Below are 25,936 nucleotides of genomic sequence, written 5' to 3'. Positions count from 1 at the left end.
CGCGAGGGTCGTTCCGACGACTCTCGCCTGGAGACGTCGCATAGTTCGGCCTAGTGCACCACCCTGCTAAGGTGGAGTCCCCTCACGGGGACCGAGGGTTCAAATCCCTCCGTCTCCGCATTCTCGCTCGGCCAAAGCCGTTGCAAACACTGGGAGTCGGCGGCCCCTCGCTGCTGGCTAAGCGCTCGATGTCCGAGAACAGACCTCTCCATCCCCGCGGATGCCGTCAGGCTTCTGATCGACCGCATCGAGGGGAGCACCGGCGCCTTCCGACGGAGCCGCCTCGCGCCCGAGCTGCAGGTCGGGGGATCGACACTTCGGTGAGCTCCCAGCCGCGCCGCATCCTCGACACGGTCGTGAGACCTGGATTGACACATTCGTCTAGACGAATGTAACTTCGGGCTATGACCGAAACCATCGAAAGAACAGTCTCCGCTCCGCCTTCTCGTGTCTGGGAGTTGTGGACCACCGCGGCGGGCATCTCGTCGTGGTGGGCTCCCGAGGGGTTCCGCACCGACGTCACGAAGCTCGATCTCACGCCCGGGGGTGAGCTCCTGTACACGATGACGGCCGTCGCGCCGGAGCAGATCGCCTTCATGGAGCAGTATGGGATGCCGCTGTCCGCCGAATCCCGGAAGTACTTCACCGAACTCGACGAGCCCCGCCGTCTCGCGTACCGGTCCGTCGTCGACTTCGTGCCCGACCACGAGCCGTACCAGCAGCTCACGACGGTCGAGCTGTCGCCGGCCGGGGACGGCACGCGGATCGTCATGCGCGTGGAGGCGATGCACGACGAGGAATGGACCCAGCGTCTGCTCGCCGGGCGGGCGAACGAGCTCGACAACCTCGCGGCGCTCCTGGCAGGCGGGTGACCCGCATCAACATCCAGCGCGCGCTCGCGGTCGCCGCCGAGCCGACCAGATTTCGCATCCTCGATCTTCTCTCGGAGAAGGCTTGCACGGTCAGCGAGGTGGCGGCCGCGATCGACGCGCTCCAGCCTCAGACCACCAAGCATCTGCAGGCGCTCGAGTCCGCGGGACTCATCGTCGTGCACAGGCTGGGGCGCCGTCGCGTCGCGCGTCTCGACAGGGGAGCGATGCGGATGCTGGCGGAGCACTTCGAAGCGTTCGGTCGTGCTGATCCCGACGACGTCGAACTCGACGCCTACGAACAAGCCATCCGAGACCGGACCGATGACGCCGGCGCGAAGCACCGCATCCGACTCGAGCGCCGCCTTCCCGCCTCGGTGTCGGATATCTGGGTCGCATGCACGGATCCAGCGCTCGTCGCGCGATGGTGGGCGCCGCGCCATTTCACCGTGGATGCGCTCGAGATCGGACCCGAGCCGGGGAGCGCTGTCCGTCTCGCGCTTCGCGAAGGTGACGGCGCTCGGTACGTCTCCGCGGGCCGCATCGAGACGGTCGAGCCTCCACATCTGCTCGAGTTCAGTCTTGCTCCACTGGACGATGCCGGCCGCGACCTCTTCCGCGCGCGGTACTCCCTCACGCTCTGGGAGGGTGGGGGCGACCGCGGAGGCGCAGAGGAAGCCGCGGGCACGGACCTTCAGCTGACGATCGACGTCGAGGATGCCTCGCCCGCCGCTGGGCCCGCCGTCGCGGGTCTCGAACCCGGATGGCGTCAGCTCCTCGACGCCCTGGAAGATCTGCTGCGCGACATCGAGGTGTGACCGCGATCGGCAGGCGCGGCCGGCGCAGCGCGGCTGCACCCGCTCCATCCGCTCAGCGGCGAGTCCCGCCGTCTAGCTCGTGGTCGCGTCCGCATCGGCTGACGCGTGCCGATGCGCGCGTGCCGTGAGATACATGCGATGCGCGGTGATGACCAACGACAGCCAGGCCGCACCCAGCAGCCACCCGCCGAGGACGTCGGTGAACCAGTGGTGGCCGAGGTATACGCGGCTGAGGCCGATGAGGACCGCGAACAGCACCGCTCCGGTCACGGTCAGGATGCGTGTGCGCCGGGAATGCTGACGCAAGAGGACCAGATAGGCGATGATCCCCACGACCACGACGGCGTTGAGCGTGTGGCCGCTGGGGAACGACGGCGAGAACTCGTACGGCGGAACGGCATCCGACAACGGAGGGCGCTGCCGTGCGATGAGGTCCTTGCCGGCGATGGTCATCGCCAACGACCCGGCCGCAGCTGACACGATCAGGATCGCCGGGGTCCACGACTTCCGCGTCAGCGAGAGCACGAGGATCGCGACGGCGGCGATGATGGGCATCCCGATCGGCCCGGCGACATCCGTGAACGCCGTGATGACGACGTCACCGACCGGTGAGCGCAGCTGAAGCGAGAGGTCGAGCAGCGGGCGGTCCAGGTTCGCCACGCCTTCTCGGTCCGTGACCGCGTCGTACACCTGCACCGCGACCACGCTGAGCAGGCACGCGACCAGCATGCCGACGACGAGACTGATCACGAGCGTCGCGTAGGGCCCCAGTCGATCGGTGATGGCACGCGCGAGTCGGCCGAGCCATTCCCCGAACCTGGTTCGCCAGCGCGTCAGATCCTCGGGGCCGACGAACCGGTCCTCGTGGAGCTCGCCGGAGACGCCGTGAGCGCGCTTCTCATCCCGGGGGAGGTTCTCGTCGTTCGCCGCCATGATCTCTCTTCGTGTCAGCGGATCCTCGTGGCCGCGCGTTCGGCGGCTCTGTCGAAAGCGCCGAGGGTCTCCAGGCTATGAGCCGCGCCACAGCTTGTGGACGGGCTTGACACGTGCGGGTGCCACCGACAGAGGTCGCGTCGCGGGTATGACACGCTGGGTGCCATGCAGAGGGACGTGAGCAGCCGGATCGAACTGGACGTCACCGAACGCGCCGAGATGGTCTTCTCGATGGCGGTGAGTAGGCATCACACCCCGGTCACCGAGGCGCTCACGTTCACGCTCGATGGCGAGCCGCTGTCCTTCGAGTCCCTGAACGACTCGCACGGCACGCGGCTGCAGCGGGTGTCCAGCCCCGCGGGGCGCCTCGTCGCGTCGTACCGCGCGTCGATCGTCGGCGAGGCGGAGGCGACGGTCGCCAACGGGACCGACCTGGTCGTCTACCGTCGTCCGAGCCGGTACGCGGAGTCGGATGCCCTCGGTCCCACCGCGTTCGCCGAGTTCGGCGGTATCACCGACCCGGCCGAGCTTCTGACCTCGGTCGCCTCTTGGGTCGGCACGCACCTGGCGTACGTCAGCGGGTCGAGCCTGCCGACGGACGGTGCGGTCCGCACGCTGCTGGCACGCCGGGGAGTCTGCCGCGACTACGCGCACCTGACCGTCGCGCTCCTGCGCGCGTTGAACGTTCCCGCACGACTCGTGTCGGTGTACGCGCCCGGCCTGTATCCGATGGATTTCCACGCCGTCGCCGAAGCATGGGTCGACGACGCGTGGCGCGTCGTCGATGCCACCACCCTGGCGCCCCGATCGACCCTGGTGCGGATCGCGACGGGACGGGATGCTGCGGACTCGGCGTTCCTGACGACCATCTCCGGTCGGGTGGACCTCGCCGCCATGGAAGTCACGGCCGTCGCGGACGTGCTGCCGGATGACGACCTGAACGAGCTCGTCGTCATGCGGTAGCACCCGCAGATCGCGACGGTCAGAGCTCAGCCTCGTCAGCATCCTTCATCGCTGCCGCGCCCTCTTCCGAGGATTCGGCACCGGCGTCCGCAGCGGAGTCGTGGTCTTCGGACCGCGCCGGGCTCGCGTAGGAGTCGGCACTGTCGTTCAGTTCGTCATGTCCCCGGTCGATCACCGGTTGGTCGTGCACGGACTTCTCCACATCGGGTCCCTCGAACCCTCCGTCGTCCGTCGTGTCCGAGTCCGAGCTGTTCGTACCGGTCATCGTCTTCTCCTTCGTCGGTTTCACAGCGTCTCCCGAGACTGCCCAGCGGCGAAGGGGATTGACAGCCGCGCCACTCGAGACGTCGGGAAGGCGCTCAACCGCGGCCCTGCAGGATGAGGTTCCAGTAGACCCACGGCAGGATCCACCGATCGAAGACGTACGACAGGCGCCGCTCTGTGAAGAGGGTCTTCCACCCGGGCACTGTCGGCGCCAACCGGCCGAGACCGTCGAACTCCGCGAAGACGACTGTGCGGCGGCTGACCGTGATCGGACACACCGTGTATCCGTCATATCGGTCGGATGGTGCCCCACCATCGAGAACCGCCATGAGGTTACGTGTCAGGATCTTCGCCTGTGTCCGGATCGCGCCGCCCGATCGGAGGGTCGTGACGGAGGCGGCATCCCCGAGCGCCCAGACGTCGTCGAACCGACGCGATCGGAGCGTCTCGGGGTCGACGTCGACGAAGCCGTGCGGGTCTTCCGCATCCGTGAGCCCGGACGACGCGATCCAATCCGGTGGCGACTGCGGCGGCGCGGCGTGCAGCAAGTCGTATCCGATCGTTTCGACGGTGGAGCCATGACGGATGACGATCTCGCGCTCCTCCGGCCGTACTTCGACCAGTTCGGAGTCGAATCGCGTCTCTATCCCGTACTCATCGATCTTCCGCTGCAGTTCTGCGCTGATGGCGGGAACCCTGAACGGCGATGACTCGGGCGAGACGAAGACGACCCGGATCGCATCGAGGCGTCCCAGAGCACGCCACCAATCGCTCGCGAGGTACATCGGCTTCTGCGCCACGCCTGCCGCCGAGGCCGGTTCCGGCTGCTGAACGAAGACGACGGTGCCCTGCCGGAAGTCCCGCAACGCCGGCGACGCCTTCGCAGCGAGCTCGAACGTATAGCTCGACACTCCGCTCGGCTCCGCCATCGCGGCCTCGAGTCCAGGCACGTCGCCATACCGGTTCTCCAGACCCGCGGTGACGATCAGATGTGCGTAGCCGATGGTCCTTCCCGTCTCGGTCGTGACGGTGCGATCGAGTGGGTCCACACGTGCGACCTTGTCGGTATCCACGTCACGCCCCGGGGCGTGACGTCGGCTTGCGGGCGGACGGCCGCCGAGGCTCGCGCGACGCCTCCGGCGATGTGCGACTGCAGAGGCGCGAACACGTGTTCGGTCCGCGGCTCGATCACCGCGACACCCTTCACTCGACCGCGGCGCAGTCGACCCGCGACGGAAAGGCCGCCGTTGCCGCCGCCGATCACGAGCACGCGATGTCGTTCCGGTTCCGTGTCCATGTCATCCACTGCAGTCGACGAGGGTCGCATCGGCAACGACTTGACACGGACGTCGCGGCGCTGCGGTCGGCATCCGGAGGAGATCCGATCGTCGGCTTCTTCACCGGCAGTACGCACGCGCAGTCTCTGCGCTGCACGCGTCTGACGGGTCCCGCGCCCGCGGTCAGCGGTCAGGACTCGGATGGCTCCAGCGGCAGCTCCGGGCCGTAGTTCCACGACAGGATGGCCGGCTGCTCGCGGTAGAAGCTGAGCACCGACACGGATCCGGCGTCCAGGGTGATCTGCGCACCGAATCGCGGAGCCATCCGCAGGAAGACCGCGGTGAGGATGCGCAGGAAGTGGCCGTGGGCGACGAGGGCGACGTCACCCTCCGTCATCGCCGGCAGCACCCGGGTGAGCACCCGCGAGGCGCGGCCGGCCACCTCCTCCACGGTCTCGCCGGGGGTCGTGCCGCGGATCACGCCGTGCGTGAACGCGCTCCAGTTGTAGCCGAGCTCGCGGCGGATGTCGCGGGTCGTGCGCCCTTCGAAGCCGCCGTAGTCCCACTCGACCAGGAGAGGGTCGACCTCGGCGTGGAGGCCCGCCAGCTCCGCGGTGCGTCTCGCCCGCTCCAACGGGGACGTGAGTACAAGGGAGAAGTCGTAGCCGGCGACCAGACCGCCGGCCTCACGGGCGAGTCGTTCGCCCCGATTCGTGAGCGGCACATCCGTGAGCCCGGTGTGCCGACCGCTCTTCGACCACTCGGTCTCGCCATGGCGCAACAGCACGAGCTTTCCGGTGGGGTTGTCGGGCGCCGGATGGTCGGGAAGGGGATCTGTCGTGGGCACACCGCCACCGTACTGTTCGTTTCTCCACCGTGCGGGACGACGCCGATTCGAGAGGCGCGCCCGCTCCTCCGCGTCACCGCGAGAGGTTCGCATAGTCTCGGACCATGGGTTCGACCGCGGCCGCCTACCTCACCGGATTCGGGTCCTACCTTCCGGGTGACCCGGTCGACAACGACGGCATCGCGGCACGGCTCGGCGGCACCGATGCGGTGACCGACCGCATCCGTCGCCGCATCCTCGAGGCCAACGGCATCCGGCAGCGCCACTACGCGCTCGACGAGAACGGCGAGCCCACCGAGCTGAACGAGCAGCTCGCCGTCAAGGCGCTCACCGCCGCGCTCGACGATCGCGGCATCGGCGCCGGCGACCTGCGCATGCTCGCGACCGCCACCACGATCGGCGACGTGCTGGTGCCCGGCTTCGGGTCGATGGTGCACGGGCGACTCGGCGGCGGGCCGATGCAGGTGCTCTCCGCGTCGGGCGTGTGCGCGTCGAGCCTCGCCGCGCTCGACGCGGCCGTGAGCAAGATCCGCCTCGGCGACCACCCGCGCGCGGCGGTCGTCGGCTCCGAGCTGGCCAGCCGCAGCCTCCGCGAACGGAGATATGTAGGCATCCGCGCCGGCATGGACGCGCATTTCCTGCGGTGGATGCTGTCGGACGGCGCCGGCGCGGTCGTCGTGGAGTTCCAGCCGCACCCCGACAAGCCGTCGCTGCGTGTCGACTGGGTGCGGCACGTGTCGCTCGCCCACGAGCACGATGTGTGCATGCGCGCCGGGATGGCCGGGCCCGAGGCATCCGTCGGCACCACCTGGCAGGACGTTCCGGTGAGCGCCGCCGATGCGGCCGGGATGTTCCTGCTGCGGCAGGACGTGAGCATGCTCGACGACCTCGCCCGCTGCGGCATCGCGCAGTTCGAGGAGCTCGTCGACATCGGCCTGGTCGACGTGCGCCATCTCGACCACGTGATCTGCCACTACAGCACCCACGCGTTCCGCGACGTCGCGTTCGAGGCGCTCCGCAACCGCATCCCGACCCTCGACACCGACCGCTGGTTCTCCAACCTCGCCACGCGCGGCAACACCGGGGCGGCGAGCATCTTCATCGCCCTCGAGGAGGCCTGGCGCACCGGCCGCTTCGCGCCCGGCGAGACGGTGCTGCTGGCCGTGCCCGAGTCGGGCCGCTTCTCCTTCGCGTTCGCCCATCTCACCGTCGTCGCCCCACCCGACCCGCAAGGAGCATCGTCATGACGACCGACACCGTCGCCGACACCCTGTTCGTCCGCCTCACCGAGGTCTGGGCCGACTTGGAGGAGAGGCTCGACACCGTGCCGGTGCTCGCGCGCCTGGCCGCCGGCACCGTCACACTCGACGACTACCGCCGGCTGCTGTTCAACCTGCGTCAGCAGGTGGTCGACGGGTCGCCGTGGATCTCGCGCGCCGCCTCGAACTTCGACACCGACCACCTCGACCTGCGCTCCGCGGCGATCCGGCATGCCGAGGAGGAGCACCGCGACCACCTCATGCTCGAGCGCGACTACGTGGCGATCGGCGGCTCGCTCGACGAGCTGCGCGCCGGACGCAAGAACCTCGGCTCGGAGGCGCTGTCGGGCTACATGTTCCACTACGCCGACCGCCCCAACCCGGTGGGGCTGCTCGGAGCGATGTTCGTCATCGAGGGGCTCGGCGCGAAGCGCGCCGCGGGCTGGGCGGCGCGCTTCCAGGACGTGCTCGGCCTCGCCGACAACCAGGTGCATTTCATGCGTTATCACCAGGAGGCCGACGGGGCGCACACCGGCGACCTCGAGGCGATCCTCACATCGGGGATCGTCGACGACGCGGCCGCCGACGACATCGTGCGGTGCGCCGAAGTGGTAGCCCGGCTCTACGTGCTGCAGCTCGAAGAACTGGATCGCTGACGTGCCGACGCCGCTGCCGACCATCCCGGAGTTCGTGCGCTCCGACCCGAGCATGTGGGAGGCGATCTACGCCGACCCGTCCGTGCCGCTCGACCGAGCTGTGGTGCGGCAGATCATCCGCGACCAGCGCCGCCTGTCGCGCCGGTGGCTCTACCCGGTCGTGCGCATCGTGTCGCGGGTGGTCGTGGCGATCGTGTCGGTCATCAAGCGCGTGCTCCCGTTCCGATGGATGCCGCTGCGCACCATGGACACGCTGTGCGTGTGGTTCCTGCGCCACTACGTCTCGCCCGACGCCGTCGAGCTGCTGATCCGCCACTTCGTGATCGAGACGAACCTCGTCAACTTCATCATCCGCAACACCGGCGCCCGTATCGAGCCGGTGACCCTGCGCCCGGTGGCGTTGGCCGAACTCGGTGACTCCGCCGTCGTCGAGCACGACGTCAACGTCTACGACGTGCTGATCGCCCTCGACGGCGTGCCGCTGGATCGCCCGGCGACCTTGGATTTCGCGCAGCTCGACATCCCGCATCTCGACGCGGAGCGGCACGTGCACCGGCGGCTGCGCCTCGACATCCAGACGGCGCTGTGCTTCATGAACATCCCGTTCTCGATGGCGCTCACCGTCGAGGAGTACCGCCGTGCGGTGCACTCGATGCGCTTCGACGACTCGTTCCTCGAGATCCTCGCGCTGATCACCGGCGACGACACCTTCCGGCACTGGAAGCTCGCCGGCATGAGCCTGTGGATGGACTCCAACGTCGACGTCCCGCGCATGGTGTACCGGCACGCCCTCGTGTGCGAGTACGCGCACGCGCACCTCGTGAAGCTCGCCGGCGGCCGGTACCCCCGCGACACCGAGGCCGAGTTCGACTGAGGCAACGCCCTGGACGGTGTCGGGGGCGGCGGGTACCGTGCGGGGCATGGCTCTCGAACCGAAGGTGCTCGACTGGCTGCTCGACTCCGACCCGGCGCTGCGCTGGCAGGTGGAGCGCGATCTCACCGGGGCGCCGCCGGAGGTGTGGGAGGCGACCCGCGCCCGCGTCGCGACCGAGGGGTTCGGCGCGGCGCTTCTCGCGCAGCAGGGCGACGACGGCCAGTGGGAGGGCGGGGCGTACTTCCCCGCCGGCTTCTTCGACAGTCCCGAGCGCGATGCACCCGGGCAGCCCTGGACGGCCACGACCTGGTCGCTGAAAGACCTGCGGGAGTTCGGAGTGGATGCCTCGGTGCTGGCCGGCACCGCGGAGAAGCTCGACCGCAACGCGCGCTGGGAGTTCGACGACCTGCCCTATTGGGGCGGCGAGGTCGACGTGTGCATCAACTCGTTCACCCTTGCGAACGGCGCGTGGCTCGGCGCCGATGTCGCGCAGCTCGCCGCGTGGTTCCCCGCGCATCGCCTCGCCGACGGGGGCTGGAACTGCGCGGCCGAGGAGGGCCCCGAAGACGAGCGTTCGACGCGGTCGTCGTTCCACTCGACCCTCAATGCGCTGCGCGGCCTCCTCGCCTACGAGCAGCTCACCGGTGACACGTCGGTGCGCGACGCGCGTCACGGCGGCGAGGAGTACCTCCTCGCTCGCGGCCTGATCCGCCGGGCGTCGACGGGTGAGCCGGTGGGCGAGTTCGTCGACCGGTTCGTCTACCCCAACCGCCACCAGTACAGCGCTCTGGCCGCCCTCGACCACTTCCGCGCGGCATCCCTTCACGACGGCACGCCGCCCGACCCGCGTCTGACCGACCCGATCGACCTGGTGCGGGCGGCACGACAGCCCGACGGCACCTGGCTGCAGCAGGAGCGGCTCGCCGGGCGCGTGTGGTTCGACATCGACGTGCCGGTGGGCGAGCCGTCGCCGTGGCTCACCCTGATCGGCACGCGGGTGCTCGACTGGTGGGAGGCGGCAGCCTCCGCCTGAATCCGTCCGTTCTCCTGCGCGTCACCTGACGTCGGGATAATGCGCGTGAGCGGGCGCCCGACCCGGCGAGGAGTGAGCATGCTGGACGATCGAGTCGAAGGCCTCCGGGAGTACATCGAGCACCTGCGTCAGCAGGGCTACTCGGTGCGCGACGGGCACACCCCCGACCCCGACCTCATCGACCCGCAGGGCGACCCCGTCTACACCTGGCAGGAGGGGTACCCCTACACCGAGCGGATGTCGCGCGAGGACTACGAGCTGGAGAAGTACCGCCTGCAGGTCGAGCTGCTGAAGTTCCAGTACTGGCTGGAGGACACCGGCAAGAAGGCGATCGTGCTGTTCGAGGGTCGGGATGCCGCGGGCAAGGGCGGCACGATCAAGCGGTTCACCGAGCACCTCAACCCGCGGTCGTCGCGCGTCGTCGCGCTGACCAAGCCCAGCGACCGCGAACAGGGCCAGTGGTATTACCAGCGCTACATCCAGCACTTCCCGACCGCGGGCGAGATCGTCATGTTCGACCGGTCCTGGTACAACCGCGGCGGGGTGGAGCGCGTCATGGGGTTCTGCTCGCAGGACGAGTACGAGACCTTCATGGAGCAGACGCCGGCGTTCGAGAAGATGCTCGTCGAGTCCGGCATCCACCTCACGAAGTTCTGGTTCTCGGTCTCGCGCACCGAGCAGCGCACCCGCTTCGCGATCCGGCAGCTCGACCCGGTGCGCCGCTGGAAGCTGTCGCCGATGGACATCGCCTCGCTCGACCGCTGGGAGGCGTACACAGAAGCGAAGGAGGAGGTGTTCCGGCGCACCGACAAGAAGCACGCGCCGTGGACGATCGTGCGCTCCAACGACAAGAAGCGCGCCCGCGTCAACGCGATGCGCTTCTTCCTCGGCCAGTTCGACTACGAGGGGCGCGACGACGAGGTCGTCGGCACTCCGGACCCGCTGCTGGTGATGCGCGGCAAGCAGGAGACCGCCGACGAGTAGACGGGTTCCGTCGCGCGAGCCCTGCCCGTAGCGTGGACGGATGGACGAGAACACCGAGAACGGCGGGCAGTCCACGGCCCGGATGCCTCGCATCATCGCGAACGCGGCCGTGCTGATCTGCGCGACCGGCGCCGGAGCGCTCTTCGGATTCGTCACCCAGAGCGTCATGATGGGGGTCATCGCCGCGGCCGTGTTCGTCGCCGTGTGCATCGGCTGGATGGTGCGCATCACGCGCGCGGGGGATCATTCGGGCACCGACAGCGACCGCGCGCTCGCCGAGGCGCGGCGCGAGCGAGGGAAGTACGGGCAGATGGATCAGCCCGGGACATCGGGGTTCGGCACCCCCGGGATCTGACCGCGGGAGCCACCCCAGTCCGCGGTCCGGAGCACCCCTCGCACGGCCGTAGGATTCTCGTCGTGCTGCCTTCTCGACCGTGGCTGCCGTACGCGGCAGTGGGTCTCTCGGTCGTCCTGTGGTCCACGGCCTACGTGCTGAGCGCGCTCGTGCTCGACACCGCCTCCCCGGCGGTGCTGTCGGAGCTGCGCCTCCTGCTCGCCCTGCCGCTGATGGTCGCTCTCGTCGCGCTGCGCGGGCGCCCCGGGATGGCGGCGCTGGCCGCGTCGCTGCGTGATCGGAGGGCGGTCATCCTGGGCCTCACCGGGGTCGCCCTCTACTATCTGCCCAGCAATCTCGGACTCGCGTCCACCGGCGCCGGGACCGCGGCGCTCATGTCGGCGTCCCTGCCGGTGCTCACGGCCGCCCTCGCGTGGCTGGTGCTGCGCGAGCGCATGAACGCCGGCATGACGACCGGTCTGGTGCTCGCCACGGCGGGGGTGGCGCTCGCGTCGGTCGGAGCCCAGGTGGGGGTCGGCGCGGGGCTGCTCGTGGCCGGGCTGGTCGCGTACGCCGCCTACACCGTCCTGCTGCGACGCTGGGCGCTGCCCGAAGCCCCGGCGCGCCCCCTGCCCGAACCGGTCGTGCTGTCCACCGCCACGGTGGTGTGGGGCGTCGTGATGCTGCTCCCGTGGCTCGGCGCCGAGCAGGTGGCCGGCACGATCGCATGGCCGTCCGACGCGGTGGGGTGGCTCGGCATCCTGCTCCTGGCCTTCGTGGTCACGGTGCCGACGATGGTGCTGTTCAACTACGGCGCCGAGCGTGTTCCGGCCGTCGTCTCGGGCACGGCGACCGCCGGGGTGCCGGTGCTCGGCTACGGCTTCGCGCTGCTCCTCGGCGAGACCCCTCAGCCGCTCAAGGTGCTCGGCGGGGTGATCGCGCTGGTGGGCATCGCGGTGTCGGTCATCGCCGCGCGTCCGCGCGCGCACGCGGCGGGCGCGGCTGCCGAGCGGCCGCCGGTCTCGGCGACGGCCACGGTCGAGATGTTCGCCGACCCGGAGCGCGCCGGCGCGGTGTCGTCGACGGCGACCGCGGGGTCGTTCACCGGCGAGGTGCCGCTGCCGTTCCGGCCGAGCTCGACGGCCGGGCCGTCGTCGCCGGCGACGCGGGGTGCGGCATCCGTCCCACCGGTCGCGGACGTGGTCACACCGGCCTCGGGCTGAGTCGCCGCGCCTACGATCGAAGTGTCCGGGTGCATCCGAACCCGGACGTCGACCGAGGAGGACCATGCCCGACGCCGTCGCGAACGAACCCCGCACGATCGAGCGACCGCGGCGCGGAGGCATCCCACACGTGCTCGAGGTGCTGCGCACCGAGCGGATCTCGCACAGCCTGGTACGCGTGCATCTCGGCGGGGCCGGATTCGACGCGTACCTCGCGGCCGCCGACCCGGAGCGGCTCGCCCGCACCGACTCGTACGCCAAGCTGCTGTTCGCCAAGCCCGAACTGGGTCTCGTGCCGCCGTACGACCTCGAGCAGCTGCGCGAACGGCTGCCGCTGGAGGACCTGCCGGTGCGACGCACCTACACGCTGCACCACGTCGACCACGCGTCGGGATCGCTCGCGATCGACTTCGTGGTGCACGGCACCGAGGGGATCGCGGGCCCGTGGGCGGCGTCCGCGCAACCGGGCGATCTCCTGTGCCTGGCCCTTCCCGGAGGGGCGTTCACCCCGACGACGGATGCCTCGGTGTTCCGCCTGTACGCCGGCGACGAGTCCGCGATCCCGGCGATCGCCGCGGCGGTCGCGGAGGCGCCTCGGGAGGCGCACGGTGTCGTGCTGATCGAGGTCGACGGTGCGGACGACCAGATCCCGCTCGACGCGCCGGTTGGAGTCGAGGTGCGCTGGGTGCATCGCGCGCCCGGCGTCGACGTCGTGGCGGCGGCGTCGTCGATCGAGCCGGTCGACGGGATCGTGGAGGCGTTCGTGCACGGCGAGCGGGAGCAGACCAAGGCGCTGCGCGCGCTGCTGCAGGACCGCTGGGGGCTCGGACGCACCGATATGTCGCTGTCGGCATACTGGGCGCGCGGCCGCACCGAGGATCGTTTCCAAGCCGAGAAGCGCGAGCCGATCGGACAGCTGTTCCCCGTCGAGGAGGCATGAGATGGATCTCGGACTGACGGGACGCGTGATCCTCGTCGTCGGCGGCCACGGATTGATCGGCCGGGCCGTCGTGGCGCAGCTGCGCGCCGAGGGGGCGATCGCGGTGCCGGCGTCGCGGCACGCGCCCGACGGGATCGTGATGGATGCCTCCGACGACGCGTCCGTCGCGGCAGGACTGAGCGAGGTGCGGGCCGCGCACGGCCGTCTCGACGGGCTCGTCGTGACCGCCGCGCCGAGTGCGCGCACCCTCGACCCGGCGCGCAACAGCGATCCGGCCCAGGTGCTCGAGGCGTTCGACGCGAAGGCGCTCACCTTCCTGCGGCTGGCCAACGCGGTGCTGCCCGAGATGACGGAGACCGGCTACGGGCGGGTCGTGGGCATCAGCGGGCAGAACGCGTTCCTCACCGGCAACATCACCGGCTCGGTGCGCAACGCCGCGGTCATCATCGCGGCGAAGAACCTCGCGGATGCCACCGCCGGCACCGGGGTGACCGTCAACGCGGTGAGCCCCAGCATCGTGTCGGAGAGCCCGTCGACGGATGTCGCGCTCGGCCGCTCGGGGGAGTGCTCGCCCGCCGACGTGGCCGCGGTGGTGACGTTCCTGCTGTCGCCGTTGTCCGGGGCGATCTCGGGCGAGTCGATCGCCGTCGGCCACCGGGTCCGGGGCGTCACCGGACTCTGAGTCCCGTGCGGCGGCTCCGCGACCTCGGGCCGGCTCAGCGAGCCGCGGTGAGCGCGGGCGCCAGACGCGACGCCTCCGCCGCGACCCAGGTCGCCACGATCTCCGCGCGACGCTCGACGTCCGCCGCGGGGAACGCGATGCCGCGCGTCGGCACCGAGGCGCCGAGCTCGACCAGCAGCGGACGCAGGATGTGCTCCACCGCGAGGGCGTGGATCGGCGCGCCGATCGTGAGCACGGGCACAGCGGTGACCCCGGCGAGTCCGTTGCTGCCGTAGCGGTCGAGGAACGCCTTCAGCAGGCCGGTGTACGCCGCCTTGTAGGTCGGGCTCGCCACCACCAGCACGTCGGCCGCCGCCACCCGCTCCAGCAGGGCGTCGACCTCGGCGTCGGGGAACGTGAAGAGCCGTCCGGCGACGTCGGCGAGATCGATCGTGGGCTGGATGACGGCATCCGTCCCCTCCGCCAGTTGCGCGGCAATCTCCTCCGCCACACGTCGCGTGCGCGACGCGGGCTGCGGGTTTCCGACGAGCACGACGATGGAGGCCACGGGGAAGCTCCTCAGAACGCGGACAGGTTGGCGCCGAGCCCGCCGCCGGTGAACTCCGTGCGCAGGATGCCGCGACGGCGCAGGATCGGCACGATCTCGTCGAGCGCCTTGTGCAGGGTGACGGGGTGCAGGTCGCCCGAGAAGATGAGGCCGTCGTTGTCGGCGTCGTCGCCGAGTGCCTGGATGACGTCGGCGAGTTCCTCGGCCGTGCCCACCGTGCCGCTGATGCCGTCGCCGATGCGCCCGAGCCGCGCCTTTCCGGCGAGGATCTCGCGGAACGGCACGCCCTCGAACGATTCGAACCGCCCGCGCAGGCCCTTGATGGTGCCCTGCGACACGTGCTGGCCGAAGATGGCCGGGTCGAGCGGATTGTCGAGGTCGAGCGCCGTGAGGTCGGTCTCGAGGTCGCTCGACCAGGCCTCGGCGACCGCGAGGAGCGCCGCCTCGTCGGGGTTCGCCGAGGCGGCCACGATGCGGTCGGCCTCCTCCGCCGACGTGGCGACGATCGGCTTGAACACGAACATCGTCTTGATCGTGGACGGGTCGCGACCGTGGGCGACGGCATCCGCCCGCACCTTCTCGCGGTACGCGCGCACCTGGTCGACATCGAGATTCGACAGGGCGAGCTGGATGTCGGAGTTCTGACCGGCGAAGCGGATGCCGCGGGGCGACCCTCCGGGGGAGGCGATCACCGGCTCGCTCGGCAGCGGTTCGGCGTTGAGCGGTCCGTCGAACGAGTAGTACTGCCCGCGATGCTCCACGGCCCGGATCTTCGTGCCGTCGGCGTAGATCTGCGTCTCGGGGTCGGCGATGAGGGCGCCGTCGTCCCAGCTGCGCCACAGCAGGCGGAGGGCGTCGAGCCACTCCTGCGCGCGGTCGTAAGCGGCGTCGTGGGGGAGGCGCTCCTGGCCGAAGTGGTGGGCGGACCCGACATCCGTCACGACGTTGAGACCGAGCCGTCCGCTCGACAGGTGCTGCATCGAGGCGAACTGGCGGGCGGCGGTGTACGGATGCCACCCCGCGGGGTTGGCGGTCGGGATCACGCCGAGGTGCTGGGTGGCGGCGAAGAGGTAGGGCGCGAGCGTCCACGGGTCGTGCTTCGGACCGCCGTACGCCTTCCGCACGCGCAGGTCGAGCGTCTCGGGGCTGATGCCGACCGACAGCGCGTCCTCGATCAGCACGAAGTCGAAACCGGCCTGCTCGAGCTCGCGCGCCGACTGCTGGTAGAGCTCCGGCGTCTGCCAGCGGTAGTTCCACTCGTAGTAGGGGCGCGCCCAGCCGTGCGGGCCGAATCCGCGGGAGAGGAACCAGCCGAAGTGCTGCTGCTTGGTCATGGCGTCATGCTGTCACGGTCGGCCCGGCGACGGCCGGTCCCGCCGCGCCCTCGTCGGTCGTCGACAGCCCGCCGACGCCAGGCTCGAGCGGATCGGTCGCGGTCAGCCCGCTGACAGCGGGGTCGAGCGGATCGACGGACGCCAGCGCCACGAACGCGCGCTCGAGGTCGGCGATGAGGTCCTCGGGGTCCTCCAGTCCGATCGACAGGCGCAGCAGACCGGGGGCGATGCCGCGTGCGGAGCGCTGCTCGTCGGTGCTCGTCACGTGCAGCGTGGTCGCGGGGTGCAGCACCAGGGAGCGCACGTCGCCGAGGTGCGACATCCGCGTGAACAGCTGCAGCGAGTTCTGCACGAGGCGGGCGCCTTCGCGTCCGCCGCGGACGGTGACGGCGAACACCGAGCCCTGGCCGTTCGGCAGATATCGCTGGGCGACCGCGTGGTAGGGGCTCGAGGCGAGGCCGCTGTAGTCCACCGACTCGACGGCGGGGTGCTCCTCGAGCCAGCGGGCGATCCGCAGGGCGGTCGCCGACTGGTGCCGGACCCGCAGCGAGAGCGTCTCGATGCCCTGGAGGATGAGGAACGCGTTGAGGGGCGACGGCGACGGGCCGTACCGCATCGCGACGCGGCGGGCGTGGTCGAGGAACGCGGCCGGGCCGGAGCGCTCCACCACGGTGCGTCCGTCGGGGCCGCGCTCGGCGGCGAGCTGCGGGTAGGCATCCGCCCGCTCCGCCCACGGGAACGTGCCCGCGTCGACGATCACGCCGCCCAGCACGGTGCCGTGTCCGGCGAGGAACTTGCTCGCCGAGTGCACCACGATGTCGGCGCCGTGTTCGATCGGGCGCACCAGGTAGGGCGTCGCCAGGGTGTTGTCGACGACGAACGGCACGCCGTGGCGGTGCGCGATCTCGGCCACTGCGGCGATGTCGAGCACGTCGTTCTTGGGGTTGGGGATCGACTCGGCGAACACGAGCTTGGTGTTCGGGCGGATGCCCGCCTCCCAGGCGTCGAGATCGCGCAGATCGGCGACGAAGTCGACGCTCACGCCCAGTCGTGCGAGGTCGTCGCGGAGCAGTTCGCGCGTGCCCTCGTAGATGCTCGAGGCCGCGAGGATGTGATCGCCGGCCGAGACCAGCGCGAGCAGGGTCGTGGATGTCGCGGCCTGGCCGCTTGCGACGAGCAGCGCGCCGATCCCCGACTCGAGGTCGGCGATGCGTCGCTCGGCGGCCGCACTGGTGGGGTTGCTCACCCGGGTGTAGCTGAAGCCCGAGTCGGCGCCGGAGAACCGCGCCTGCGCCTGGTCGAGGTCGTCGAACTCGAATCCGGCGGTGAGGTAGATCGGGGTCGCGCGCGGCTGGTGCGGGCCGTGCTGTTCGTCACCGGCGTGCAGCTGGCGCGTCGAGAACCCGAGGCGACCCGGGTTCTCCGGGCCGCCCCAGGGAGTGTCGGCGGCGGAAGTCATGCGGGCCAGGTTAGGCGCTGCCGGTCGTTCTCGACGATGCCGCCGTCACGAACCGTCACGAGGGCATCGCCGAGGGGACCTACTCCTCGTCCTCGCCGCCGCGGGTGCGGAGGATCACCGCGATCACGACGCCGACGAGCACCACGGCGACGCCGCCCAGCACCAGCCCGAGCGTGAGCCCGTCGATCCCGCCGGTTGCGGGGGCCGAGGCATCCGGTGCCGTCGTCTCGGTCGAGACCGGGTCGGTGGCGCACACCGGACCGGCCGATCCCGCCGCTGCGACCGCCCCGGGCGCGGGGGCGTAGGTGAACGCGTAGGTGTCCGAGACGGGGTGGCCGTCGGAGGAGACCGCCCGCCACGTGACCTTGTAGTCGCCGGCCGGGCCGAGTGCCACGGGGGTGGTGAGCGCGGTGCCCGCCACCGCGGTGCAGTCCGTCTCGTAGTGGCGGCCGTCGGGCCCCACCACGATCACGATGTTTCCGGCCCCGAGGTTCAGCAGGTTGGCGCTGAACGTCAGGTCGACCGCATCGAGCGACGCGACGGTGTCCCCCGGAGCGGGGGATGCTGCGACCAGGCTGTCGTGCGCCGACGCCGCGGGGGCGACGCCGAGCACGACGCCCCCCGCGATCGCCGCCACGCTCACCACGGAGGCGAGCGCACGGACGGCGAGGCGGGGAACGCCGCGCACGGTCAGGCCTTCCGGCGTCGCGCGAACGCGAGCGCGCCGAGCACGGCCGCACCGGCCGCGACCACGAGCGCCGCGATGCTCAGGCCGAGCGCGACACCCGAGTCCGACGACGCGGGCGCCGTGGCTGCGGCATCCGTCGTCGTGTGCGTCGCGGTGGTCGCCGCGCCGTGGTGTCCGGCCGGCGGGGTGTCGGTGATGTACAGCACCGGCGCCGGGTCGAGCGTGTCGTCGGCGGCGACCTCGTCGGGGGTCGCCGTCCAGTTCGAGATCGAGCCGTCGTCGTAGGTCTGCACGGCCGGCAGCAGCACGTGACCGGTGTCGGGCACCGGCCCGAGCACGACCGTGAGGTTCACGAACTGGCCCGTGCCCAGGCCGCCGCCGGGGTCGGCCTGCCACACGATCGAGCGCGCGGCCTGGGTGATCGCGTTGCCGCCGACGGTGACCGGCGCGGGCAGCGCGCCCTCGACGATCGTCGCGGTCCATCCGGGGACGGCCTGGTAGAGCACGCTCGTGAACGGGGTGTCGGCCGGGAGGCTCACCTCGACGCGGATCGTCCTGGCGGTCTCGGATTCGTTCGGCACCCGGAACACGAGCGTCGAATAGGCGCCCGGATCGGCGGTGTTCGGGTTGACGGTGACATGGGCGGATGCGGCGAGCGGCGCGCCGATCGCGAGGACGGCGCCGACGGCCGCGGCCACGAGGGCGCGGCGGAACAGGGACTTGCGGAGCATGAGGATGCTGCTTTCTGAGGAGTGCGCGCGCGACAGGACGTCGCGGAGAACGCGCGGGTGAGGAAGTGGATGTCGGGGGTCAGGCCGCGAGCGGCGGACCCCGCCTCCTCAACAGCGACAGCACCGCGATGCCCGCGCCGAGCAGCGGCGCCTCGGGTGCGGAGGTGGGAACGGTCGCAGGGCGCGCCGTGCGGAACGGCACGAGCGCGCGGAAGGTGTCGGCGAGCACTCCGGCGATCGCGCGGAGGGCGCGCTCGCCGGTGCCGAGGGCGAGGATCGTGATCGCCGCGGCGAGGGCGTGCGCCGCCCACATCCACGGGGAGTCCGCGCCGTGATGGACGGCGCTGTGCATGGCGGGGACGGATGCCGCGGCCATGCCGCTGATCGCGTCGCCGCTGTGGTGCAGCATCCCGTCGCCCGCTGCCGTCGTCGCGCCGCCGGTCAGGTCGAGGGCGAGGAGCGAGTGGAACAGCACCTGGCTGAGCGTGACGGCGATCGACAGGCGCCCCCACGACGGCGCGCGGCCGGTGAGCAGGACGCAGATCGGGGCGGCGAGGCCGAGAGCCAGCAGGAGGTTCGGGAGACCGGGCGCCTCGCCGGTGACCGCCACGTGCGAGACGGTGGCCACGAAGGTCGCGAACGACGCCGCGGCGACCCCGCGCCATGCGCGCTCCGCGCGTCCGGCCCTCGACGACATGACCCTCCTCGATCCCAGCCTATTCGGCCGCGGGACGCCGATCGGATGGGAGCCGTTCCTCCGCGAGGGGACGCCGATCGCCGTCCCCTCGCCCGAGAAGGGCGCGATGTGCGTCCCCTCGGCGGGCAACGTGCAGGGCTACGTGCAGGGCGTGGCGGCTATTCCGCGGCCGTGGGGTCGGAGGTCGACGCCTCCGCCTCGACCTCGCGGAGCTTCTCGGTGGCCTCGTGCTCGACGATGCGCGGCACGAAGTCGCGCACGGCGGCATCGTCGAACGAGTCGTGGATCTCGGTGACCGTCTCCTCCACGACCGCGGCGGGGAGATCGGAGAACTTCTCGGTGAGGCGCTCGACCACGTGCTCGACGTCGACCTCCTCGATGTGGGCTTTTCGACGGCGTCGGCGTTCGGGTCCTGCGCGGAGGTCTGATCGCTCATGGCCCGACCATACGTCGGGCGGGCGGCGCGTGGGTGAACTTTCACCGCACTCTCACCAGGCGACGCGCACCTTCGAGCCGGAGCGGCGGAGCGACCGGGAGAGGTCGTCGATCCAGGCGCGGGCGCCGGAATCCGCATCGTCGGCCTCGTAGATCGCCCAGATGAACGAGGCGGCGTACACCGTGTCGTCGGGAGCGCCCTCGTCCCACGCGTCGACGAGCGCCTCCGCGTACGTCGCCGTCTCGGCGAAGCGCGTCAGCAGCGTGCGCACGAACGCGTGGGCGTCGGCGCGGGAAAGGTCGCCGGGGCCGACGGTGGGGTGCAGGACGGTGCCGGATGCCTCGACCTGCAGGTAGTTCCACGCCATATCTCCATCATCCGCGCGCGGCGGGTGATTCGGGGTCGACGTGCGTCGGGAGGAGTCGTGCGCTGGGGGAAGAGTTGTGCGCTCCGGGAGGACGGATGGCGCGGCATCCGTCCTCCCGGAGCGCCCATCTCCTCCCCGGCGCGAACCTCTGCAGCGGCCCGCCGGCGCGGACCTCAGGTGGCGACGAGACCGGCGCGGACCTCAGGCGGCGACGAGACCGGCGCGCAGTCCCTCGACGAGCGGGGTCGTCGGGCGGCCGAGGATGCGCGAGAGGGTGCCGTCGGTGTCGGCCAGCACGCCGTTCGCGATCGCATCGTCGATGCCGACGACGAACGCGACAATGCCCGCGTCGAGGCCGAACGACGACAGCTGCGCCGCCTTCTCCTCGCGGGTCTGCGGAACGTAGACGACCTCCCGACCGACGACCTCGGAGGCCGCAGCGGCGAGCTGGGTGTAGTCCCATGCGACGTCGCCGGCGAACTCGAGCACGTCGCCGATGCGGCCGTCCGCCAGCAGGACCGCGACCGCGCCCTCGGCGTAGTCGGCACGGCTCGCGCTGGCCACGCGGCCGTCGCCCACTGCGGCGGCGATGACGCCGGATTCGCGGGCGCCGGCCACGTCGCCGAGGTAGTTCTCGTGGTACCAGTCGTTGCGCACGATCACGGCGGGGATGCCGGCGGCGGCGATGGCCTCCTCGGTCGCCCTGTGGTCGGCGCCGATGCCGTAGTCGACCGTCGTCGCCTTCGGCGCGCTCGTGTAGACGAGCTTGTCGACGCCGGCCGCACGCACGGCCTCGACGACGTTGCGGTGGCCGGTCACGCGGTCCCGGACGTCGGAGCTCGAGATGAACAGCACCCGGTCGACGCCGTCGAGCGCGGGGGTGAGGGTCTCGGGGCGGTCGTAGTCGAGTTCGACGACGCGGATGCCGCGGGCCGAGGCATCCGCCAGCTTCGACGGGGTGCGGGCGCCGGCGACGATGTCGGCGGGCTCCACGCCGGCGGAGACGAGGGCGTCGAGGGCGTGGCGGCCGAGGTGGCCGGAGGCGGCGGTGACGAGGATGGTCATGGGGATGCCTTTCGTAGCGGTTGCGTCAGAGGGGAACCGTGATCGTCGTTCCTGGCATTCCACATGGTGGGTACCCACTTTGAGGTAAGGTACCCACGTGCAGGTAAGTCTTTCGGGAATCCGCGGCGCCCATGGCGAAGTGTTCACGCAGGGATGCCCGACGCGTGAGGTGCTCGACCACGTGCTGAGCAAGTGGGGCACGCTCGTGCTGCTGGCGCTCACCGACGGCACCCTGCGTTGGGGGGAGCTGCGTCGCGAGGTCGACGGCATCAGCGAGAAGATGCTCGCCTCGACGCTGCGCACCCTCGAGGCCGACGGCTTCGTGCGGCGCGAGTCGTTCCCCGAGGTGCCCCCGCGGGTCGAGTACTCGCTCACCGACCGCGGGCGCGAGCTCATGGACCGGATGCTGCCGCTCATGGAGTGGATCGCCGGCCACGCCGAGGAGATCCTCGCCCGCTGACCCGCACGGGATGTCGGGGCGCGCTGTCAGACTCGGACGGTGACCGACGACACCCGCGCCGAAGCGCTCGCCGCACTCCGCGCTCTCACGGGCCGCGCCGACGCCGACTTCCACGACGGGCAGTTCGAGGCGATCTCGGCCCTCGTCGACGATCGGCGGCGGGCGCTCGTGGTGCAGCGCACCGGGTGGGGCAAGTCGGCGGTGTACTTCGCCGCGACGCTGCTCCTGCGCCGGCGCGGCGGCGGTCCGACGGTGCTCGTCTCGCCCCTCCTCGCCCTCATGCGCGATCAGATCGCCGCGGCCGAACGCGCCGGGGTGCGCGCGGTCGCGATCAACTCCACCAATGCGCACGAGTGGGGCGATGTGCTCGGCGCGCTCGACCGCGACGAGGTCGACGTGCTGCTGCTGTCGCCCGAGCGCCTCAACAACCCGTCGTTCCGCGACGAGCAGCTGCCCGCGCTCATCGACCGGCTCGGGATGCTGGTGGTCGACGAGGCGCACTGCATCAGCGACTGGGGGCACGACTTCCGTCCCGACTACCGGCGGCTGGCCGAGCTGATCCGGCGGCTGCCGTCGGGCGTGCCCATTCTCGCCACGACGGCCACCGCCAACAGCCGCGTGGTGACTGACGTCGCCGAGCAGCTCGGGGGCGGCTCCGCCGACGTGCTGACGATCCGCGGCCCGCTGGCCCGCACGTCGCTGCGGCTCGGTGTGCTGCGGCTCCCCACCGCGAAGGCGCGCCTGGCGTGGCTGCTCAGCCACCTCGGCGACCTCCCCGGCTCGGGCATCGTCTACACCCTCACGGTCAGCGCCGCCGAAGACGTCGCGCGGCTGCTGCGCGAGGCCGGGCACGACGTGCGCGCCTACACCGGCCAGACCGACACCGGCGAGCGCGAAGAGGCCGAGGCGCTGCTCAAGGCGAACGGGGTGAAGGCGCTCATCGCCACGAGCGCGCTCGGCATGGGCTTCGACAAGCCTGACCTCGGATTCGTGGTGCACCTCGGTGCGCCCTCGTCGCCCGTCGCGTACTACCAGCAGGTCGGCCGCGCCGGCCGTGCCACCGATAACGCCGACGTGCTGCTCCTCCCCGGCCTCGAAGACCCCGACATCTGGCGCTACTTCGCCACCGCGTCGATGCCCACGCGCGAGCGCGCCGAGAAGGTGATCGCCGAGCTCGGCCCCGCGCCCACCTCGACCCCCGCCCTCGAGGCGCTGGTCGACATCCGTCGCACTCCCCTCGAACTGCTGCTGAAGGTGCTCGACGTCGACGGTGCCGTCCGGCGCGAGCGCGGCGGCTGGGTCTCGACCGGGCAGTCGTGGACGTACGACGCCGACCGCTACGAGCGCATCACGGCCGCGCGTCTCGCCGAGCAGCAGAGCATGCTCGACTACGAGCAGACCTCCGGGTGCCGCATGGAGTTCCTGCAGCGCGCGCTCGACGACGCGACCGCGACACCCTGCGGGCGCTGCGACCGCTGCGCCGGCGTGTGGTTCCCGACCGACGTGCCGGAGGGGGCGGATGCTGCGGCATCCGCGTCCCTCGACCGCGTCGGGGTGCCGATCGAACCGCGCGCGCAGTGGCCCACCGGTGCCGACCGGCTGGGCGTTCCGGTGAAGGGCCGCATCGCGGCGGACGAGCGGGCGGAGGAGGGCCGGGCGCTCGCGCGGCTCACCGACCTCGGCTGGGGCGGCACACTGCGTGGGATGTTCGAGGGCGCGGCCGAGGATGCACCGGTCACGGCCGCGGTCGGAGATGCGGTGGTGCGGGTGCTGGCGTCGTGGCCGTGGGCGGAGCGTCCGGCCGCGGTCGTCTCGATGCCGTCGCGGCGGCATCCGCTGCTGGTGGAGTCGCTCGCGCGCGGGCTCGCCAAGGCGGGCCGGCTGCCCTACCTCGGTCCGCTCGCGTCGCGCGGCGGAGGGCCGAGCGGCGAGCCCGGCGGCAACAGCGTCTACCGTCTGGCGGGGCTATGGGACCGCTTCGATGCGACCGGCCTCGCGCTGCCGGCCGGTCCGGTGCTGCTGGTCGACGACCTCGCCGACAGCCGGTGGACACTCACCGTCGCCGCCCGCGAGCTGCGCCGTGCCGGGGCATCCGCCGTGCTGCCCTTCGCGCTCGCGCTCCGCGGCTGAAAGGGATGCGATCACGACTCGGCAGTCGCACAATGGCGGTATGAGCGTGACGAATCCGCGCACCGAGTACGAGTCGCTCCTCTACGTCATGCAGCGCATGTCGTTCCGATTCCCGTGGCTCGACGATGACGAACTGCTCGCGGCGACCGCCGAGGAGATCGAGCGGTTCGACGGGGTGCGGCTGCGCGCCTACGTCCCGACGCTCGTCGAGCGCAATCTGCGCGAGCGGTTCCGGGCGGCCTGAGCCGGCGGACTACCCGGCCGCCGGTTCCTGCAGGAGCGCGGCCTCGAGGGCGACCCAGGCGAGCATCGCGCACTTCACGCGCATCACGTACTTCGCGACGCCCTGGAACGCGGCGGCGTCGCCGAGCTCGTCCGACGGCTCGAACTCCCCGCCGCGCGAGCGCAGCATGGCGCGGTACTCGTCGATGAGAGCGGATGCCTCGGCCCGCGGCATCCCACGCAGGATCGACGTCATCACCGACGCCGACGCCATCGAGATGCTGCAGCCCTGGCCCTCCCACACGATCGGGTCGAGGCGTCCGTCGGTCACGGTGACGCCCACGGTGATCTCGTCGCCGCACGACGGATTGAGCTCGTGATGCGTGTGCGCGGCGGTCGACACGTCGCCGCGACCGATCGGACGGCGGGAGTGATCGAGGATCACCTCGCGGTAGAGGTCCTCCAGCTCGCTCATCGGTCCGCCCCGAAGAACGCGCGCACCTCGGCGAGGGCCGCCCCGAACCGGGCGATCTCGTCGTCGGTCGTGTAGACGTAGGCGCTCGCACGGGTGGTCGCGGCGACGCCGAGTGCGCGGTGCAGGGGCTGTGCGCAGTGGTGGCCGGTGCGCACCGTGATCCCGCGGTCGTCCAGGAACTGCCCGACGTCGTGGGCGTGCACCCCGTCGACGACGACGCTCACGAGCGCCGCGCGCTCCGCTCCGGCGGGCGGCCCGACCAGCCGCACACCGGGCACGCGCTCGACGGCGTCGACCAGCAGCGCGGCCAGCTCGTCCTCGCGGGCGGAGACCGCCGGCATCCCGAGCTCCTCGAGATAGCGCACCGCGGCACCCAGGCCCACCGCCTGGCTCACCGGCTGCGTGCCGGCCTCGAACCGCTGCGGGGCGGGGAGGAACTCCGCCGCCTCCATCGTCACGGTGGTGATCGTCGAGCCGCCCGTGCGCGCCGGCGGCAGGGCGTCGAGCAGCTCGCGGCGGCCGTACAGCACGCCGATGCCGGTCGGTCCGAGCATCTTGTGGCCCGAGAACGCGGCGAAGTCCACCCCGAGCGCGTCGAGGTCGATCGCCCGATGCGGCACCGACTGGCAGGCATCCAGCACCGTCAGCGCGCCGAGCGAGCGGGCGAGCCCCACGACGTCGGCCACCGGTGCGACGGCCCCCGTCACGTTCGACACGTGCCCGAACGCGATCAGCTTCGTGCGGGGACCGGATGCCGCGGCCAGCCCGTCGATCGTCCAGAGCCCGTGCTCGTCCACCGGCGCCCACCGCAGCACGGCGCCGGTGCGCAGCGCCAGCCGCTGCCAGGGGATGAGGTTCGCGTGATGCTCGGCCTCGGTGACGAGGATCTCGTCGCCGGGCCGCAGCGCGAGCGCGGGCGCGCCCGGCGACGTGCCGCCCAGGCCGAGCGAGGCATCCGAGAGTCCCAGAGCCACCACGTTCAGGGCGTCGGTGGCGTTCTCGGTGAAGACGATCCGCTCGGGGGCGGGCGCGCCCACGAAGCGGGCGATGTCGGCGCGGGCGTCCTCGAACGCCACCGTCGCCTCGCCGGTCGCCTCGCTCGATCCGCGGTGCACCGCGGCGTACGACTCCTCGACGAACGCGCGCTCCGCATCGAGAACGGATGCCGGGCGCTGGGCCGTCGCGGCCGAGTCGAGGTAGGCGTGATCGCCCGGACGGCGCGTGAACGCGAAGTCGCCGCGGACGCGGCCGACATCGAGAGTGCCGGGGGTGATCTCGGCGGAAGCGGTGCTCATAGGCATCCATTCTCCCGCGCTCCGCACTCGGCTGGGCGTCGTCGTCCTCGTGCGCGGCGGCGACGGAGTACACT

At 71.3% G+C, this 25,936-nt stretch carries 30 protein-coding genes and 1 tRNA gene; 16 read left to right on the top strand and 15 right to left on the bottom strand.

Annotation, left to right across the window (positions count from 1 at the left end):
* Window positions 1-29: 29 nt before the first annotated feature.
* From ACSJDX_RS04005 to ACSJDX_RS03995, 3 genes are all read left to right on the top strand, one after another.
* Window positions 30-118 (top strand) — tRNA-Ser (locus ACSJDX_RS04005).
* 286 nt (window positions 119-404) lie between these two features.
* On the top strand, window positions 405-872 hold the full coding sequence (locus ACSJDX_RS04000; protein ID WP_438354292.1) for an SRPBCC family protein: 468 nt from the start codon (window positions 405-407) through the stop codon (window positions 870-872).
* A complete protein-coding gene (locus tag ACSJDX_RS03995; protein ID WP_438354291.1) occupies window positions 869-1,687 on the top strand; it encodes an SRPBCC domain-containing protein in 819 nt (272 codons plus the stop codon). The genes ACSJDX_RS04000 and ACSJDX_RS03995 overlap by 4 nt, the downstream gene beginning before the upstream one ends.
* A gap of 72 nt (window positions 1,688-1,759) precedes the next feature.
* Here the strand turns inward: ACSJDX_RS03995 and ACSJDX_RS03990 are convergent, their stop codons facing one another.
* On the bottom strand, window positions 1,760-2,620 hold the full coding sequence (locus tag ACSJDX_RS03990; protein ID WP_438354290.1) for a phosphatase PAP2 family protein: 861 nt from the start codon (window positions 2,618-2,620) through the stop codon (window positions 1,760-1,762).
* Between the two features lie 165 nt (window positions 2,621-2,785).
* On the opposite strand from ACSJDX_RS03990, the gene ACSJDX_RS03985 reads away from it, so the two are divergent.
* Window positions 2,786-3,583, top strand: a complete 798-nt coding sequence (locus ACSJDX_RS03985; protein WP_438354289.1) for a transglutaminase-like domain-containing protein — start codon at window positions 2,786-2,788, stop codon at window positions 3,581-3,583.
* A 19-nt stretch (window positions 3,584-3,602) separates the two neighbouring features.
* Here ACSJDX_RS03985 and ACSJDX_RS03980 read toward each other — a convergent pair whose 3' ends face one another.
* The 3 genes from ACSJDX_RS03980 to ACSJDX_RS03970 form a co-directional block, all read right to left on the bottom strand.
* A complete protein-coding gene (locus ACSJDX_RS03980) occupies window positions 3,603-3,848 on the bottom strand; it encodes a hypothetical protein (RefSeq protein ID WP_438354288.1) in 246 nt (81 codons plus the stop codon).
* Window positions 3,849-3,942: 94 nt separating this feature from the next.
* The gene (locus tag ACSJDX_RS03975; protein WP_438354287.1) at window positions 3,943-4,896 is read right to left on the bottom strand and encodes a pyridine nucleotide-disulfide oxidoreductase; all 954 of its coding nucleotides are present in this window, start codon (window positions 4,894-4,896) and stop codon (window positions 3,943-3,945) included.
* 418 nt (window positions 4,897-5,314) lie between these two features.
* A complete protein-coding gene (locus ACSJDX_RS03970; protein WP_438354286.1) occupies window positions 5,315-5,971 on the bottom strand; it encodes a histidine phosphatase family protein in 657 nt (218 codons plus the stop codon).
* A 104-nt stretch (window positions 5,972-6,075) separates the two neighbouring features.
* On the opposite strand from ACSJDX_RS03970, the gene ACSJDX_RS03965 reads away from it, so the two are divergent.
* From ACSJDX_RS03965 to ACSJDX_RS03925, 9 genes are all read left to right on the top strand, one after another.
* Window positions 6,076-7,218: a 3-oxoacyl-[acyl-carrier-protein] synthase III C-terminal domain-containing protein gene (locus tag ACSJDX_RS03965; protein WP_438354285.1), complete on the top strand. Its 1,143-nt coding sequence runs from the start codon at window positions 6,076-6,078 to the stop codon at window positions 7,216-7,218.
* The gene (locus tag ACSJDX_RS03960; protein WP_438354284.1) at window positions 7,215-7,886 is read left to right on the top strand and encodes an iron-containing redox enzyme family protein; all 672 of its coding nucleotides are present in this window, start codon (window positions 7,215-7,217) and stop codon (window positions 7,884-7,886) included. Before ACSJDX_RS03965 ends, ACSJDX_RS03960 begins: the two co-directional genes overlap by 4 nt.
* Window position 7,887: 1 nt before the next feature.
* The gene (locus tag ACSJDX_RS03955) at window positions 7,888-8,760 is read left to right on the top strand and encodes a DUF6999 family protein (RefSeq protein WP_438354283.1); all 873 of its coding nucleotides are present in this window, start codon (window positions 7,888-7,890) and stop codon (window positions 8,758-8,760) included.
* Window positions 8,761-8,806: 46 nt separating this feature from the next.
* Window positions 8,807-9,793, top strand: coding sequence for a squalene cyclase (locus tag ACSJDX_RS03950; RefSeq protein WP_438354282.1), 987 nt, complete (start codon window positions 8,807-8,809; stop codon window positions 9,791-9,793).
* A 78-nt stretch (window positions 9,794-9,871) separates the two neighbouring features.
* Window positions 9,872-10,777, top strand: coding sequence for a polyphosphate kinase 2 (ppk2, locus tag ACSJDX_RS03945; protein WP_438354281.1), 906 nt, complete (start codon window positions 9,872-9,874; stop codon window positions 10,775-10,777).
* 40 nt (window positions 10,778-10,817) lie between these two features.
* A complete protein-coding gene (locus ACSJDX_RS03940; protein WP_438354280.1) occupies window positions 10,818-11,132 on the top strand; it encodes a hypothetical protein in 315 nt (104 codons plus the stop codon).
* Between the two features lie 62 nt (window positions 11,133-11,194).
* Window positions 11,195-12,334 (top strand): DMT family transporter, encoded by a 1,140-nt coding sequence (locus ACSJDX_RS03935; RefSeq protein ID WP_438354279.1) that lies wholly within the window; start codon window positions 11,195-11,197, stop codon window positions 12,332-12,334.
* A gap of 64 nt (window positions 12,335-12,398) precedes the next feature.
* Window positions 12,399-13,274, top strand: a complete 876-nt coding sequence (locus ACSJDX_RS03930; RefSeq protein WP_438354278.1) for a siderophore-interacting protein — start codon at window positions 12,399-12,401, stop codon at window positions 13,272-13,274.
* 1 nt (window position 13,275) lies between these two features.
* The gene (locus ACSJDX_RS03925) at window positions 13,276-13,956 is read left to right on the top strand and encodes an SDR family NAD(P)-dependent oxidoreductase (protein WP_438354277.1); all 681 of its coding nucleotides are present in this window, start codon (window positions 13,276-13,278) and stop codon (window positions 13,954-13,956) included.
* A gap of 34 nt (window positions 13,957-13,990) precedes the next feature.
* Here ACSJDX_RS03925 and ACSJDX_RS03920 read toward each other — a convergent pair whose 3' ends face one another.
* The 9 genes from ACSJDX_RS03920 to ACSJDX_RS03880 all read right to left on the bottom strand — a co-directional run bounded on the left by ACSJDX_RS03920 (window position 13,991) and on the right by ACSJDX_RS03880 (window position 21,280).
* Window positions 13,991-14,503 carry an NADPH-dependent FMN reductase gene (locus ACSJDX_RS03920; RefSeq protein ID WP_438354276.1) on the bottom strand — a complete coding sequence of 171 codons (513 nt, stop codon included), beginning with the start codon at window positions 14,501-14,503 and terminating at the stop codon, window positions 13,991-13,993.
* An 11-nt stretch (window positions 14,504-14,514) separates the two neighbouring features.
* A complete protein-coding gene (locus ACSJDX_RS03915) occupies window positions 14,515-15,837 on the bottom strand; it encodes an NtaA/DmoA family FMN-dependent monooxygenase (RefSeq protein WP_438354275.1) in 1,323 nt (440 codons plus the stop codon).
* 4 nt (window positions 15,838-15,841) lie between these two features.
* Window positions 15,842-17,296 (bottom strand): O-acetylhomoserine aminocarboxypropyltransferase/cysteine synthase family protein, encoded by a 1,455-nt coding sequence (locus ACSJDX_RS03910; protein ID WP_438354274.1) that lies wholly within the window; start codon window positions 17,294-17,296, stop codon window positions 15,842-15,844.
* A gap of 79 nt (window positions 17,297-17,375) precedes the next feature.
* Window positions 17,376-17,984 (bottom strand): copper resistance CopC family protein, encoded by a 609-nt coding sequence (locus tag ACSJDX_RS03905; RefSeq protein WP_438354273.1) that lies wholly within the window; start codon window positions 17,982-17,984, stop codon window positions 17,376-17,378.
* A gap of 2 nt (window positions 17,985-17,986) precedes the next feature.
* Window positions 17,987-18,715 carry a YcnI family copper-binding membrane protein gene (locus tag ACSJDX_RS03900; protein ID WP_438354272.1) on the bottom strand — a complete coding sequence of 243 codons (729 nt, stop codon included), beginning with the start codon at window positions 18,713-18,715 and terminating at the stop codon, window positions 17,987-17,989.
* A gap of 79 nt (window positions 18,716-18,794) precedes the next feature.
* Window positions 18,795-19,412, bottom strand: coding sequence for a hypothetical protein (locus ACSJDX_RS03895; protein ID WP_438354271.1), 618 nt, complete (start codon window positions 19,410-19,412; stop codon window positions 18,795-18,797).
* Window positions 19,413-19,570: 158 nt separating this feature from the next.
* Window positions 19,571-19,768 carry a three-helix bundle dimerization domain-containing protein gene (locus tag ACSJDX_RS03890; protein WP_438354270.1) on the bottom strand — a complete coding sequence of 66 codons (198 nt, stop codon included), beginning with the start codon at window positions 19,766-19,768 and terminating at the stop codon, window positions 19,571-19,573.
* A 132-nt stretch (window positions 19,769-19,900) separates the two neighbouring features.
* Window positions 19,901-20,215 carry a hypothetical protein gene (locus ACSJDX_RS03885; RefSeq protein ID WP_438354269.1) on the bottom strand — a complete coding sequence of 105 codons (315 nt, stop codon included), beginning with the start codon at window positions 20,213-20,215 and terminating at the stop codon, window positions 19,901-19,903.
* 201 nt (window positions 20,216-20,416) lie between these two features.
* Window positions 20,417-21,280 carry an SDR family oxidoreductase gene (locus ACSJDX_RS03880; RefSeq protein ID WP_438354268.1) on the bottom strand — a complete coding sequence of 288 codons (864 nt, stop codon included), beginning with the start codon at window positions 21,278-21,280 and terminating at the stop codon, window positions 20,417-20,419.
* Window positions 21,281-21,377: 97 nt separating this feature from the next.
* Here ACSJDX_RS03880 and ACSJDX_RS03875 point away from each other — a divergent pair, with 97 nt between their 5' ends.
* The 3 genes from ACSJDX_RS03875 to ACSJDX_RS03865 are packed head-to-tail and all read left to right on the top strand — an operon-like array spanning window position 21,378 to window position 24,114.
* Window positions 21,378-21,740 carry a winged helix-turn-helix transcriptional regulator gene (locus ACSJDX_RS03875; RefSeq protein WP_438354267.1) on the top strand — a complete coding sequence of 121 codons (363 nt, stop codon included), beginning with the start codon at window positions 21,378-21,380 and terminating at the stop codon, window positions 21,738-21,740.
* A 39-nt stretch (window positions 21,741-21,779) separates the two neighbouring features.
* Entirely contained in the window at window positions 21,780-23,870 is a 2,091-nt protein-coding gene (locus ACSJDX_RS03870) for a DEAD/DEAH box helicase (RefSeq protein WP_438354266.1), read from the top strand.
* Window positions 23,871-23,910: 40 nt separating this feature from the next.
* Window positions 23,911-24,114 carry a three-helix bundle dimerization domain-containing protein gene (locus ACSJDX_RS03865; RefSeq protein WP_438354265.1) on the top strand — a complete coding sequence of 68 codons (204 nt, stop codon included), beginning with the start codon at window positions 23,911-23,913 and terminating at the stop codon, window positions 24,112-24,114.
* 9 nt (window positions 24,115-24,123) lie between these two features.
* Here ACSJDX_RS03865 and sufU read toward each other — a convergent pair whose 3' ends face one another.
* Together sufU and ACSJDX_RS03855 are read right to left on the bottom strand one after the other, a co-directional pair.
* Window positions 24,124-24,567: a Fe-S cluster assembly sulfur transfer protein SufU gene (gene sufU, locus ACSJDX_RS03860; RefSeq protein ID WP_438354264.1), complete on the bottom strand. Its 444-nt coding sequence runs from the start codon at window positions 24,565-24,567 to the stop codon at window positions 24,124-24,126.
* A complete protein-coding gene (locus tag ACSJDX_RS03855) occupies window positions 24,564-25,862 on the bottom strand; it encodes an aminotransferase class V-fold PLP-dependent enzyme (RefSeq protein ID WP_438354263.1) in 1,299 nt (432 codons plus the stop codon). The genes sufU and ACSJDX_RS03855 overlap by 4 nt, the downstream gene beginning before the upstream one ends.
* Window positions 25,863-25,936 lie beyond the last annotated feature (74 nt).

The sequence above is a fragment of the Microbacterium fluminis genome, from assembly GCF_051549805.1.
In the GTDB taxonomy this organism is placed as follows: domain Bacteria; phylum Actinomycetota; class Actinomycetes; order Actinomycetales; family Microbacteriaceae; genus Microbacterium.
Note: the sequence above shows the minus strand (reverse complement) of the source record. Positions and strands in the feature narration are given on the sequence as shown.